This is a genomic window from Lysinibacillus xylanilyticus, from assembly GCF_001183605.1.
Taxonomy (GTDB): domain Bacteria; phylum Bacillota; class Bacilli; order Bacillales_A; family Planococcaceae; genus Lysinibacillus; species Lysinibacillus xylanilyticus.
Genome location: NZ_LFXJ01000010.1, coordinates 566,770 through 580,762, shown reverse-complemented (window position 1 = coordinate 580,762; position 13,993 = coordinate 566,770). Strand labels below are relative to the sequence as shown.

Annotated in this window: 15 protein-coding genes; 3 read left to right on the top strand and 12 right to left on the bottom strand. The window is 37.1% G+C overall.

Annotation, left to right across the window (positions count from 1 at the left end; genetic code table 11):
* The 8 genes from mraZ to ACZ11_RS20210 all read right to left on the bottom strand — a co-directional run bounded on the left by mraZ (window position 1) and on the right by ACZ11_RS20210 (window position 6,501).
* Window positions 1-432 carry a division/cell wall cluster transcriptional repressor MraZ gene (gene mraZ, locus ACZ11_RS20245; protein ID WP_049668334.1) on the bottom strand — a complete coding sequence of 144 codons (432 nt, stop codon included), beginning with the start codon at window positions 430-432 and terminating at the stop codon, window positions 1-3.
* 253 nt (window positions 433-685) lie between these two features.
* Window positions 686-2,302: a bacillithiol biosynthesis cysteine-adding enzyme BshC gene (gene bshC / locus ACZ11_RS20240; protein WP_049668333.1), complete on the bottom strand. Its 1,617-nt coding sequence runs from the start codon at window positions 2,300-2,302 to the stop codon at window positions 686-688.
* 260 nt (window positions 2,303-2,562) lie between these two features.
* The gene (locus ACZ11_RS20235; protein ID WP_049668332.1) at window positions 2,563-2,958 is read right to left on the bottom strand and encodes a DUF3397 domain-containing protein; all 396 of its coding nucleotides are present in this window, start codon (window positions 2,956-2,958) and stop codon (window positions 2,563-2,565) included.
* Entirely contained in the window at window positions 2,955-3,857 is a 903-nt protein-coding gene (locus tag ACZ11_RS20230; protein WP_049668331.1) for a ketopantoate reductase family protein, read from the bottom strand. The genes ACZ11_RS20235 and ACZ11_RS20230 overlap by 4 nt, the downstream gene beginning before the upstream one ends.
* 493 nt (window positions 3,858-4,350) lie before the next feature.
* Window positions 4,351-4,728: a transcriptional regulator gene (locus ACZ11_RS20225; RefSeq protein ID WP_049668330.1), complete on the bottom strand. Its 378-nt coding sequence runs from the start codon at window positions 4,726-4,728 to the stop codon at window positions 4,351-4,353.
* A gap of 110 nt (window positions 4,729-4,838) precedes the next feature.
* Window positions 4,839-5,606, bottom strand: a complete 768-nt coding sequence (locus tag ACZ11_RS20220) for an enoyl-CoA hydratase/isomerase family protein (RefSeq protein WP_049668329.1) — start codon at window positions 5,604-5,606, stop codon at window positions 4,839-4,841.
* A gap of 163 nt (window positions 5,607-5,769) precedes the next feature.
* Window positions 5,770-5,943, bottom strand: a complete 174-nt coding sequence (gene rpmF / locus ACZ11_RS20215) for a 50S ribosomal protein L32 (RefSeq protein WP_010858320.1) — start codon at window positions 5,941-5,943, stop codon at window positions 5,770-5,772.
* A gap of 24 nt (window positions 5,944-5,967) precedes the next feature.
* Window positions 5,968-6,501, bottom strand: coding sequence for a YceD family protein (locus ACZ11_RS20210; protein WP_049668328.1), 534 nt, complete (start codon window positions 6,499-6,501; stop codon window positions 5,968-5,970).
* Between the two features lie 198 nt (window positions 6,502-6,699).
* Here ACZ11_RS20210 and ACZ11_RS20205 point away from each other — a divergent pair, with 198 nt between their 5' ends.
* Window positions 6,700-7,911 (top strand): nucleotidyltransferase, encoded by a 1,212-nt coding sequence (locus ACZ11_RS20205; protein WP_049668327.1) that lies wholly within the window; start codon window positions 6,700-6,702, stop codon window positions 7,909-7,911.
* A 612-nt stretch (window positions 7,912-8,523) separates the two neighbouring features.
* Here the strand turns inward: ACZ11_RS20205 and ACZ11_RS20200 are convergent.
* Window positions 8,524-9,570: a SepM family pheromone-processing serine protease gene (locus tag ACZ11_RS20200; protein ID WP_082172853.1), complete on the bottom strand. Its 1,047-nt coding sequence runs from the start codon at window positions 9,568-9,570 to the stop codon at window positions 8,524-8,526.
* A 118-nt stretch (window positions 9,571-9,688) separates the two neighbouring features.
* Between ACZ11_RS20200 and ACZ11_RS20195 the strand changes: the two genes are divergently transcribed.
* Window positions 9,689-10,588 (top strand): hypothetical protein, encoded by a 900-nt coding sequence (locus ACZ11_RS20195; protein ID WP_236690913.1) that lies wholly within the window; start codon window positions 9,689-9,691, stop codon window positions 10,586-10,588.
* Window positions 10,589-10,893: 305 nt separating this feature from the next.
* Here the strand turns inward: ACZ11_RS20195 and coaD are convergent, their stop codons facing one another.
* From coaD to ACZ11_RS20175, 3 genes are all read right to left on the bottom strand, one after another.
* On the bottom strand, window positions 10,894-11,385 hold the full coding sequence (gene coaD, locus ACZ11_RS20185) for a pantetheine-phosphate adenylyltransferase (protein WP_049668323.1): 492 nt from the start codon (window positions 11,383-11,385) through the stop codon (window positions 10,894-10,896).
* A 47-nt stretch (window positions 11,386-11,432) separates the two neighbouring features.
* Window positions 11,433-11,993 (bottom strand): 16S rRNA (guanine(966)-N(2))-methyltransferase RsmD, encoded by a 561-nt coding sequence (gene rsmD / locus ACZ11_RS20180; RefSeq protein ID WP_049668742.1) that lies wholly within the window; start codon window positions 11,991-11,993, stop codon window positions 11,433-11,435.
* Between the two features lie 125 nt (window positions 11,994-12,118).
* Window positions 12,119-13,546, bottom strand: coding sequence for a hypothetical protein (locus ACZ11_RS20175; RefSeq protein WP_049668322.1), 1,428 nt, complete (start codon window positions 13,544-13,546; stop codon window positions 12,119-12,121).
* Window positions 13,547-13,602: 56 nt separating this feature from the next.
* Here ACZ11_RS20175 and ACZ11_RS20170 point away from each other — a divergent pair, with 56 nt between their 5' ends.
* Entirely contained in the window at window positions 13,603-13,992 is a 390-nt protein-coding gene (locus ACZ11_RS20170) for a DUF7147 family protein (RefSeq protein WP_049668321.1), read from the top strand.
* The last annotated feature ends 1 nt before the right edge of the window (window position 13,993 follow it).

Here is a 13,993-nt window from a genome sequence, read left to right as displayed (position 1 = left end):
TTAAAAATCAAAGCCAATCATATTTTCTGCAATTTCATTAAAGGATTGTTCCGACTCACTAAAGTAAGTTTCCCAAGCATCTTTCGCCCATATTTCAATTCGATTCGAAACTCCTAACACGATACATTCTTTCACAAGATGTGCATGCTGCATAAGAGTTGAAGGAATATTTATGCGCCCCTGCTTGTCTATCTCTACTTCCGTTGCCCCAGAAAAGAAAAACCTTGCAAAAGCACGTGTATCCTTTTTGGTCATCGGTAATCCCTTTAATTTTTCTTCGAGTTTTCGCCATTCATCCATAGGATAGCCAAATAAACAATTATCAAGTCCGCGTGTCACAACAAATGTTTCACCTAAGGCTTCACGAAATTTCGCGGGCACGATTAATCGTCCTTTCGCATCAACAGAGTGTTGATATTCTCCCATGAACATGCTATTCACCCCACTTTATTAAATAATGTACCACATCGCCCCACTTTCCTCCACTTTTTTTAAAAAAAACTTGACATTTTAACACTCAATGTGTGAATAGACCTTTAACGAAATATTGAATCCATGCTAAATTACATAAAAAAAGAGCTATCCTTAGTAGGATAGCTCTCTATTTACTATTTATGTCGTCATTGTTCATCAAATCAACATTGTATTAAATTGTTAATTAGTTATAAAGTTACAAACATTGGGATTATAAATAAATTATATAGTGGTGATTGCCAATGCTATAATTTTGTTTTAGCATTTCAGTAATTAGCATAGGTCCAAACTCATTGAAATATTGATAAGGATTATAAGTTCTTTCCTGGAATCCTTCATTTGGATACAACTCATTTTGTATCGTCATAAATTTTCGGATTGACGTTTCGTGCTTGTTAAGAACAGTTTGTTTAACCTTTTGCTGTAAATACTCAAATTGCTTTAGGTGATTCTCTTTATTTTTCACAAGAATTTTATCTAGTAATAGATGTTGTTCTTCTAAATAAAGTTGAAGGGCACCATACTTTTCTAAAAGCTCTTGTTGCATCACCTGAATTTGTCGTTTCGCTTCAGTATCCTGTATTTCATCAATAAACTGTTCTTTAAGCTGTAACGCTTTCCCATCCCAAACATCAGCAACATTTAAACGATATTCACGTAACAGTTGTTCTACATGACGTGTGACAATCGTGATATGAAGACGTGGAGCAAAAATAGGCATTTGTAAGCCTAATATCGCAAATGCATCCTTCAATGTCGCCCAGTATGCAAGCTCCCCTGGTCCACCAACAAACGCAAGCACAGGCAATGTCATTTCCTGCATTAGCGGACGCGTCACAACGTTATTACTTAACTGCTCAGGATGTTTTTCAGCAATTCTTAAAACCTCTTCACGAGATAGCTTGATATTTGCAGCTAGATTGACAAATTGCTGATTTTTTCTTTCTAAAAGATGACGTTCCCCATCCTCTACATAGAATAAATTGGCCGCTTCGTTTGTTGCCAAAATAGGATTGCCATAACCTGCACGCTCAAGCTCCGCTTCTTTTTCTGTCACCACTCTAGCAATTTCTTCATTTTTATGAATGATACGGGTAAAATTCTCACGCTCATATTGGCGGAATTTAAAGTCTGCTGCATCAATCATTAATAAACCTTCATCTTTAAACAAATGGTTCATAAGTTGCGCAAAGAATTCCGTAAACGTTTCACTCTTATTAAGAATATCCACTAATTGTTTCATTAGCATTTCAGTGAATGCTGTTTCGCCCATATCCTTCGCAATCGTATTTATTAGTTGTGTCATAGACTCTTTGTTTATACTTGTTTCAGAAGCCATTGTTTTACGTCTTGAACGTTCACCGTAAACACGTTTTTTAATATCTTCACCACGTACTGTATACGTATGGTTAATTTCCTCTAAATCATGATCTTCACCAGCTATCCAAAAAACAGGAACAACCGGTCGCTGAAGTTTTACACTTTGCTCTTTCGCTAATGCAATGACCGAAATCGCCTTATGCACCGAGTAAAGAGGGCCAGTTAAGATACCCGCTTGTTGCCCACCGACAACCGCAACAGCTCCTTGCTCTAGTTGCTGCAAATGTTCATTCGCTTTCTTTGATAAACCGAGCGGCTCCATAAATTGACGTATGATGGCTGTTAATTCTTTTTGATCATATGCATGCTGATCTAAATATTGCGCTCGTTTTTCAAAAGATTTATCGTTATATTCGTATTCAAAAAACTCATGGATCGCAGTATTCGACGACCAATAATCTGCTAGCAAACGATTTTTTATGGGTACTTGGATTGACTCCAGTTTCATTTAACACAAACTCCTCTACTCACTAAATCATCTTCTTACTCTTCATAAGCAAACTTGAAATAAAATAAATCCCTTTACTGATATCCTTAGACAGAACATTCCAAGATTCAGAAAAACATAATACGATTTTTGTCAGATACTCAAACGTTGTCGTACATTGGAATTTTATTTAATTTTTTGCACATATAGAGTTATTAATAAAAAACAATATTTAATGCTTTTATTTTAACGCTTATGGCTTCAACATGAAAAGAAAATGCTTAGACAGCCTGTAAATATTCTATAACAGATTGAATAACGCCTACTATACAAATAACAATATACGCCGTACTTAACACTAAAAATTGAAAACGCCAAATTTTCTTAAGTAGCGATTTTACTTCAATTTCTTTTTTCGTTCGCCAATCAATATATGTAAAAATCATCGCCATCATTATCGCCAATGTTACTAACAACGCACTAACATTGACACTCCATAGTACACCAATTGCCAGTGGTACTGAAAAAAACAAACACAATGTTGTCAAGTCCGATGCCACTCCAAAAGCATGAGTGCCTCGTATTTTAACCTTTCGACTAATTAAATAGACAATTACAAAAAGGAGGATTGGACAAAAAATAATGATACTTATAATTATATGTAAAAAATCTTTCAACGTCTTTCACCGCTCTCCTCTATCGCAAGTACTTGGTGATATAAAGTGCGTAAAGTAGGCAAACCATGACCATTTGCTAGAGCTTTTTCTAGTATTACTCCTACAATCGTGTCAATTTCACTTTTTCTCCCATGTATCCGATCCGCTAGCATAGATGATGTATTACTTGCTGTTTTTTCACATAACTCTATTACCTTTAAAAAAGGTATGGCTTGTTCTATGCCTTCAAAAGCTTCCGTGAGTTCTTGATAGATAGTTTGCATTAATAAAAACGCTTGCTTATTCGTTACTAACTCTCCATTCCTCACTTGCAATATAGCCGTTAATGGATTGATTAAGCAGTTAAATACCGCTTTTTCAAATAACATTTGTTCAGCATTAGCAACCAATTCAACTGGAAATAAGGAATTTTTCAATTGCAACAAATCGTTAAATGCACCACTGTTCCCTCGCTCTACCGAAATTTTACAAACACCTACACCTCTATGTTGCACGGTTGACTGATCTATCATTTGAGCACCAAATGACACGGAGCAAAAAGCAATATTTTTTTGTGGCAAACGCAGCGCTTCGTCGTAATGCGCTAAACCATTTTGCATAAACAACAACGAAACTGTACTTGGTAACGCAGATAATTGTCCGTAAAGCTCTTGTAATTGACCGTACTTAACAGCAATTACAATTAAATCTTGTTGTGGTAACCTCTTTAATTTCGTAGTTGAAACAACTTTATGTACGGTTTTCGCTCCATCAACATTCACTCGCGTTAAATACTTCGCGTTAAGTTCATCTGCTTGTCCCTGCCTTCTCGCAACCAACGTTACAGCCATACCAGACTCAGCTAAAAAACTTGCCGTTAACTGACCTACAGCCCCCGCACCAATAATCGCTACATTCACAATACATCACACCTCCCTCATTTACAATGGACGACCTAACACAAGGGAACGCCCTCCTAAACAGTTCTACCGCAATTACATTTTAGCCGCAACCGACCATCATTAAATGACCCTTTTTGTCCCTTTCTACAGAAGGAGGTGCCTTAGAATAATCTCTAAGGCACCTCCTATGCAGGTTCTTTTATTATACAGGATTGACTAAGTGTTTACGATAATATAAAAACCGAAACTTTAATCAGTGGTTTTTTGCCCATTGATTATCAGTCTTCACCAATCGGGTTTTTACAGACCGTTAATCTCACACCTAACTTATTTGCTATCACTAAATTTCAAGGTAGGAGCTTTGTAAGCTTTGTACCTGACGCTTCGCTTTCGGTACAGATAAATAATCGTCGAAACACTCAGTGCGGCATTATGTTTTCGTTCTAGTTTACATTTTCTTTTCTAAGTACTTCACTCTACAGCACTTTTAACTTTCGTCAGCTTCCTTATTTTAATCTTTCATTAAAGAATACCCTTGTTGCAACCATTTCACTAGTTTTTCATGCTCATTTTGTAATTCACGATGTCTTACTTCGAGACTTTGATACGCTTCTGTTAATTCATCAAAACTTGTTAATGCCAGTTTCAAATGACTTCGCATAGATTGTTGCGGCTGATTTCGCACAGCTAGTAGTGACTGACTATATTGACTACGTAATGTTTTATTCCAACGGAAACCACATGCTTGTTTTGTACGACCTAGTTCAGTAGCAGCCAACTCAAAAGCTTCTAGCTGTGTTTTGCCATTTTGCACATTATGCAACACGATTTCTGCTAATCTTTCATCGTCTTCCTTTGTCCATTGATCTTTTCTTTTTTTCAATTCCATAATCTATCACCCTCGCATTTTTTACTACTATATGCATGGGCGAGCAAAATAGAATCATCGAATTAAAAAAGACAGTGACTATGTTTTGTTATAATCACTGCCGTTATACATTATTTATTGTTTTTCTTCGTTAGGAAATTAGCAACTGCCTCGTGGTGAGCTTCACTTTCCCACAATTTCGCACATGTACGAACTTCCTCCATAACACGTTCATACATATTACGTTCGCGCCACTTACGAAGCTCAATTTCTTTATAAGCCTTATGAACAGAAGGATGAATTTTACGCATATGTTCGATAAAATCATTCAATGCCACTTCTTTTGAACCTTCAAAAACGCGCATTGCCCAACCAATCTCATATAGTAATTCTGCTGGATAAGGCTTCGCATCGACTAGCATCTTCATCGCACGATCATGGCGTAATCCTCGTTCAAATAAGTATGTACCGCCTCCCCAGCCGCTCGTAATTGCTAATGTCCCCTGTATAAAACCACACTTCGCATGATTTGCCACTAGACGAAAATCGCAAGCTGTTGCAATTTCACAGCCTCCACCAACCGCCGTTCCGTTAATTAACGCAATCGTCGGCACAGGCAATGTTGCAAGGTCGTATAGTATTTCACCCATCTTGCCCAACATCCCAAACGCCTCATCCTCTGTTTCAAGCAAATGGAATTCAGATAAATCGCCTCCCGAGCAAAATGATTTATCCCCTACACCCGTTACGACTAAAAAACGTACATCATCATGATTTCGAATATATGTAATGACTTCTTGTAACCCATCCATAACCTCATCATTCACTGCATTCCGTTTTTCTTCACGATTAATCGTAAACGTCATAGTGCCTTCTTTGTTATCAATTATATAAGCCATACTATTTCCCCCTTTGTCCCGATGGATAAATTGTATCATACAATTATTATAGTACTATATATCTTTTCGTAATTGCCCAAAGATTCCGTCTTTTATAAGCAACAAAAAGGCTAGTAAAGAGCCATGGTCTCTCTACTAGCCTTTTAAGTAAGCAAACACTGTATTATTTGCTAACTACTTCTTTACCTTTGTATTGTCCGCAAGCTTTGCAAACACGGTGTGATAATTTTGCTTCCCCACAGTTTGGGCAAGCTACCATACCAGGTACAGATAGTTTGAAATGCGTACGACGCTTTCTTTTTGCAGTTTTAGAAGTTCTTCTAAATGGTACAGCCATTGATGGCACCTCCTTACAGATCGTCTATTCGTCTGTTTGATCAAAATACTTAGCTAAATTAGCTAGTCTTGGATCCACTTTTTGTTCGTCAGCTTTTTTGTGTAGCTCAACGTCTTCATCCGTTGCGTAAGACCAGTTTTTGCCACCTTGCATTTGCCCTTCGGTATTTCCCTTAAACACTTGCATAGGTACTTCAAGAAGCACTAACTCCTCGAGAACCGGCTTCATGTCGATTACATCACCATCAATATAGTGAATATCTCCGTCATCTTCCCCTCGTTTTTCCTCGTCAATCCAGCTGAAAACTTCAACTGTCTCAACTTCGATAGGAAACTCAACATCTTCCCACGTGCGTGCACATGGCAATGTTAACGTCGCTGTCACAGTTAGCTGACATGTCATTTGCGATGCACCGAAAGTACATAGCCCTTTTACATGAACGGGCGAAATTGCTCGAATATCCTGGTTTCGCTCCATCACCTCGTCCAGTTGGACAAAGGCATCGATTGGCATCCCGTTTTGGCGGTATTTAGATAATTGATGAATTGACCATTTCATTCGTTTAATCACCTCGAGACAACAATGTTGATTATATAATGTGTAAAAATAGATGTCAAGATAATTTCTTGTCACCACAATAAAACCCACCTATAATTAAATATTATAAAAAGTGTATTTGCTCCAAACCGTTCTATATAAGAAAAAGGCGCCAAATAAGAACGAGAAGCAAATGATATTGATAAAGGGGGCTTAAATTTGCAAGCAGTCGGAATAGTTGTTGAATACAATCCTTTTCACAACGGACATGCCTATCATTTGGAACAGGCAAAAAAAGTAGCACAAGCGGATATTGTCATCGCAGTCATGAGTGGGGATTTTCTGCAGCGTGGTGAACCAGCCATGGTCGATAAATGGACACGCACAAAAATGGCTCTCGCAGGTGGTGTTGATATAGTCATTGAACTCCCCTACGTTTATAGTACCGCACCGGCAACTGATTTTGCAAAAGGTGCAATTTCGTTACTATCTGCAATCGGTTGCGATTCTTTTGCCTTTGGAAGCGAAGATGGTTCCATTCAACCCTTTATGAATACGTTTCAGCTCATTAATAGTCATCGCACTGAATATAACGCTCTTATTAAAGAAAGCCTTAAAACCGGTGCAAGCTATCCTAAAAGTCTACATTACGCCTATGAACAGCTTTCTCAAAAATTCCCTGCAACATACATTGACTTGGGCCAACCAAACAATATACTTGGTTTTCATTATATTGAGGCTGCTATAGCTCTAGGTAGTAACATTAAACCTTTAACGATCCCTCGCATTGTTGCAGGTTACCATGACGCTTTGCAAGAAGGTGCAACCATTGCTAGTGCCACAGGAATACGTAAGGCTCTAGCAACAACCAACACTCTACAAAGCGTGCAAGATTTTCTCCCTAAATCTTCGTTTGAGTATATAGCTGATTGGCATGGAACATATGGTGAATTTGCAAGTTGGGAAAGTTTTTGGCCTTTTTTACAGTTTACACTTATTCGCCACACACCACATGAACTTACACGCTACGCTGAAGTATCAGAAGGCATTGAGAATGCTCTAATCAAAGCAGCGAAAACGAGTCATTCATTCAGTAGCTTTATGGAGAAAATTAAATCAAAACGCTATACTTGGACGCGACTTCAACGTATGCTCACACACATTTATACTGGGTTTACAAAGGAACAGTTGCAAAGCTTTGACGCCCCATCTAGTATACGTTTACTTGGTATGAGTAAGAAGGGACAAGCCTATTTAGGAATGCATAAAAAAGACATACCTTTACCTTTAATCAGTCGTGTAGCAGCTATTGATGACGCTATGCTTGCTGTAGATATTCATGCAGCAGAGGTATACAATTTAAGTGTAGAACACGGAACAAAAGAGTATAGTCTTCCTAAAGATTATCAAACACCACCGATTCGTTTTTAAGTAACGAAAAAGGATGCCAGAAATTCTTCTAGCATCCTTTTTTGCTGTTGAAAAACAATTATGTCAATGAAATTAGTTAGCGGGCAAAGCGAAGGTTGAGTTCCGTTCGGGCAGACGCTTCCCTGGGGGCGTACGATGAGCCGCTTCGCTTCGCGACAGATCTCGGGCCAGGAGATGTTTTTTGCGCGAAAGCGAAGCGCTAACGTAGCGTCAGAGGCACGATGTTGGGCACCCAGTCATTGCCACTGGACGTGGCGTTCTTAGACGGAGTTCCTCTATAGCGGATGTTGGGACCGCCGAAAGAAGTTAATCGATAAACATTCACGTTTTATCAACCAACTTCAGAATTTTATCGACTAACTTTTGAATTTTATCGACTAACTTTCACGTTTTATCACCCAATTTTAAGTTTTTATCTACATCCACCTTCCAAAGAGCAAAAAAAAGGATTCATACACAAAACTATGTGTGAATCCTTTTACTTTGTTATGTCGCCAAGGATATCACCCTAATTATTAGGGTGTTTATTCCTGCGAAAGCGCGGAGGAAGCGATTCGACGCTCGCTCACAGGAAAGCAACGGAAATCAACCCCACATTACGATGATAAAACTTTATTTCGGCTGTAACTGTTTTAAATATTTGATTGCATCATCAACTGTTTTAACCGGAACTATTTTCATTTTTGTTCCAATATCTTTAGCAGTCTTTACTGCTGTAGCATAATTTGATTCCAGTTCAGGATATTTAGCTTTCATTTCTGGAGTAATTTCATCATCTGGTGCAAAAAAGATTTCCATACCATCGCGATCAGCAGCAATGACTTTATAGTCTATTCCACCAATTCTTCCAACAGAGCCATCAGCAAGCATTTCTCCTGTCCCTGCAATAGCATAGCCTTTCGTTAAATCTTCTTCGAGAAGTTGGTCTAAAATTTCTAAGGTAAACATTAGCCCAGCAGATGGACCTCCGATATCTTCAGTTTTCATAGACACATTTGGATTTGTTTCAATAGATTTACTTTCAGTATAAGTAATACCTAACCCTGCCCTTTTCTCTTCTGATTCAGGGATTTCCTTTAAGGTAATCGTTACTTCTTGTTCTTTTGTATCACGTATAAATTTAATTGTCACCTTATCTCCTAGTTGCTTCGGCTTTAAAAGATCAACCAGCATTTGTTGGTCTTTAATTTGTTGTCCATCAACTTCAATAATTTCATCACCAGCTTTTAATAAATTATCTGAAGCACCACTTTCTAGGACATTTAATACAAAAACACCGTTAAACAGAATTTTTGTTTGAAGGCCAGCCCTCTGAAAAGCAACATACTTTGCATTAAATTGAGAATCAGACATTAATTTAAACTGTCGAACATTATATTCCTCTTCGTCCTCCAATGGATTTCGAACTTGGTCAATATCCATTAGTTTTTGATATTTTTGAGTCTTCGCCCACAGATATGAAAAAGGCGTAGCTTGCTGCATAGCCACCGTCATTAAACTCAAGGATCCTTTATCATCGGTGTGGCTATTTTCAACGTTAACAAATTTACTAACATCATAAGCACTTCCTGGCTTCATGATATAAGCGTCTAGTCGGTACAACATAAAAAAACAAATCACGACTAATAACACTGCATAAATACTAATTTTTTTCTTCAAAGAAAAACACCTCCTAGGACGCTCGCAAAACCATACGTTCATGTTTTTGCCTTTTTTACATATATTGATTTTAGCATTTGCCTATGTGAATGACAAAAAGTTGAAACGAGATGATAACATGTATGCGATAATTCAAATAGCGATTTGCATAGTTCTTATTCTATTACTCTTGTTATTCCCACAAACTGCTCATAACGGTACTGATTTAGGTTTAAATCTTTTTATGGAAGCCCTTTTCCCGTATTTATTACCTTACCTTATTTTAACGCAGTGGCTTCTCCGTTTAACAGCTCCTATGCGAACGAAAACAAAAAGAGCTTCTATATACGTACAAGCCTACATTATTAGCGCACTCGGGGGATATCCATCTGGAGCAACAACAATTGTTTACTTAAAAAACAGTGGGCAACTACATCCAAAAGAAGCAAATTTTTTATTAGCCGTATGTCACGCACCAAGTCCTCTTTTCGTGCTAGGCTTTGTAAGCCTTGATTTATTAAACAGTAATACGTTTGGATGGATGTTTTTATGTTTACTACATAGTTTTAATATTTGTTGTTTAATAACTGGTTACTTCTTATTTCGTAAAACTGATCCTCCTAGCATCTCCATACACAATACGCCTTTGCATACAGCACCTTTTTCTGAAAGTATTAAAGAAACAGCACCGACAATACTATTAGTTGGAACTACAATTATTTTTTTCACTACCATCCAGACGATTGTCCAGCAAGGCTTAGATTCACTGCTACCTAAACTTCCCTATACAGCTGAGCTTTCTATAGCTGCAATTCTTGAGGTTACAAATGGTCTTAAAATGACCGTCTCAGCTTTTCCTAATCTTCCATATTTACCGTTACTAGTTGTTATGTTGTTAACAATGCAAAGTATAAGTATCCACTTACAAATTTTCGTAATTGCGAAATCAGCCAAGCTTTCCGTTCGACCATATCTAAAATTCCGCCTACTTAGCATAATCATTGTACCCACTATTTATGCTCTTTTTTTCTTAAAATAAATAATCACCTTTAGAGTAAAGATACGGTTAAGCATTTTATATTTTTTGATTAGAGTGAAACGAAAAGACTGGATTTAGGAGTAAGCATAGCAGAGGAACTCAATCCAATTCCTACTCCTATAACTTTCCTCAGATGTAACCAATAGCAGAAAATATTATGATAATTCTTAAATCCATTTTTTGTCAAATAAATAAAACCAGAACAAAATTCCACATTAAAAAAGCGCGAGAAATCAACATTTCTAAAATTGATTTTCTCGCGCTTTTGATGGCTTTGATCAGTTTTGCACCCAGCCTCTATTTTTTTATTTGTTAAAACCATACTTTTCTTTTAAAGCTTCTACAACACAAGCAGGAACAAGCTCGCTAACATCACTACCGTATTTCGCAACCTCTTTAACAATGCTTGAGCTTAAGAATGAATATTGATTTTTTGTCATGATGAAAAACGTTTCAATCGTTTCATCAAGAAAACGGTTCATCGAAGTAATTTGCATTTCGTATTCAAAATCCGAAACAGCACGTAAACCACGAACAATCGCTTTTGCTTTTTTTTCCTTAGCATAGTCTATTAATAGCCCCGATGAACTTTCAATACGTACATTAGGCAATGCCTTAGTAACTTCCGCCATTAAAGCCATACGCTCTTCTACCGAAAATAACGGTTGCTTGGATGAATTATTTAAAACAGCAACATAAACTGTGTCAAATACATCTGCCGCCCGTTTAATAATATCTAAGTGACCAAATGTCACCGGATCAAAACTTCCAGGAACTACAGCAATTTTCTCTGACAACTTGTTCTCCCTCTTCCTCTATGCAACGATTAATTTTCAGAGGGTGTTTAGACACCCTCTGAATGAAGATAAACGGATATAATCGTTCCGCCATATGTTTCTTGTCTTTTTAATACAAAGTCCCCAAATCTCTGTGGTAATTCTACTTCTTTTGCATGCTCACATAAAATAATGCCATCATGTTGAATTTTATCATTGTCGACAAGAACCTGCACTAAGTCATAATATTCTTTGTGATGATATGGTGGATCTAAAAATACTAATTTAAACGTAACATCACGTTTTAATAACGCTTTCACAGCACGCTTTGCATCTATACGAAAAAGCTCAGAGTAATCCTCGTAACGACATTTTTTTATGTTTTCCTGTAGTACTTGGAACGCCTTTGCATCCTTTTCAATAAAAACGGCGTGCTCAGCCCCTCTACTTAAAGATTCGATGCCTAAGCCACCGCTCCCTGCAAATAAATCGAGCGCTATCCCTCCATCAAAAAATGGACCAATAATATTAAATATAGATTCCTTTACTTTATCGGTTGTAGGTCTCGTCGTGTTCCCTGCAATTGCCTTTAAAGGCATCCCTTTACGTTCTCCTGCTACAACTCTCATAGGCAAATCACCGTGCTTTCTTTTTCCATAAATCAATTGCGCATTGGCGTAATTGTTGTTGCTGTTGTTGATTGAAGATAAAAGCATTTTTGCAGCGAAAGACGAACCTCCGCTGCAAAAAAAATTTATTCTTGTTCTTGTGTTAACATCTTAATATTGATACGACCATCACTTTTTTGTAATTCTACTAAAAATAATCGTTGTAGCCAAGCTTCTTCAACATAATAATTATTGGCAATTTTTATAATCGGTTCTGAAATTGTCGAATATCTATGTTGATTAAATACATAAAAACCTGGTTCTTTCGGGAATCGGAATGTGCGATTATCACTATTGATATAATATCCATTTTTACCTTCACCAGCAGTATAGCCTAGATAAGGTAACAATTTATCAGCATTATATAATACTTGCCCTTCATAAAGTATTACATGAACATCTTCTCTCACAACGTCATTCACATAAACACTTCGTTCATCCTCAAATAATAGTGGATATGTGCCATTTTCTTGGGCAGTATTCAACTTAAAATAGGACGTTTTTGCATTTAATACCTCAGATAAAAGATCGTCCATTGACGCAGGAGAAATCGGCTCTTCCCCAAGTTTATTCAAAGCTTCCTGCCATTCCGCATCTTGAGCAGTTGTCATATATTCTTTTAGCGTCTTCACGATTTTCTTCGCTTTATCTGAGCCAATCGTATCCTTCACTAAATAAGATGCCACCACTTCCGGTAACCATGTTGGTGAATCTTTAAACTTATATTGCGACTTTATTTGTGACAGTATAACTTCTTGTTCAACAGCTTGTTCAGTTAACTCTGGTAAAAATAAAAGTCGGTCATCATGTTCTTTCACTGGATTCTTTTCTTGAATAATAGCAATATGTTGATCATTCAAAAACTTAAAATTCTCCAATGATTTCAAGAAATTCTTCGAAATAGCTCCCGAGGCATAAATAGATAACACAGGAGTTTGCTCTTGTGCTTTTAAATTACCCGTTTGCCAGTAAATATCACGAACTGTACCATACCCACTAAACATTGTATAGTTAACAAGTGATAGTTTTTGCTGACCTACTAAAGGCAACCCCGTTATCCACTGACCAACAATTTTACTATCAGCTGAAATATGTACAACAGAATAAGATGATTCACCATTCGTTAATGTGGCGAAAACATTTTGGATGAGCATTTTATCTTTTAAGCCACCCTTAATCGGAATTATGTATGAAACAGATTGTGATTTAGTCTCTCCTTTATTAAAATATGAGACTTCTTTTGATAAGCGATCACAGCTTTTTTCGTTGTCGATAAAGCAACTTGGATTTACCGCATTTTCCGGCCACTTTATCTCCACTTTTTGGTTGGGTAAATTTTTAAAATGTTGACGAATATCCAAGCTATTTTCTCGATAGACAATTTCTATCTCTTGTGAATAATGGAATTCGCCATTGCCTGTTTCTAAGTCAGACGAATAAGCATGGTATTGAAAAAATAACGTTCCGGTAATGATTAGTGCTAGAATGGAAAAAAAACTCATTGCAAATTTCATGTGCTTGACCTCCCGCAGCATGATACTATGTGTATTGGAAAGGATGTGCAGTTTTTATGCCACAACAATTTATAGAATTAGGTGAGGGCTATGGTGATGTTTATGAGCTACTCGAAATCGTGAGAACCAATCAAGATCGCTTCCACCAAGCCTTTATACTAACATCCACTAAAGAAGAAAAAAAGGTTGCCTCTTTAGCAGTCGCTTTAAAACCAGTCGGCGAAAGTAAATTTATGCCGATTTATATTTGTCGAGAAGGCATCCCTTTTAATGAAGAGCAGCCTTCACAGCGACAAAAATTGTTTGAAGAAAGTATTAAACGACTAGATAGAAAAGCGGTTGTTGTAGAAATAAAGCACTCTTCTATATTTTCGGAATCAAAACTATTTTATCAATACTTAATTGGAATAATGAGACTTCATCACTATATTCCAGCGTTGACATAAT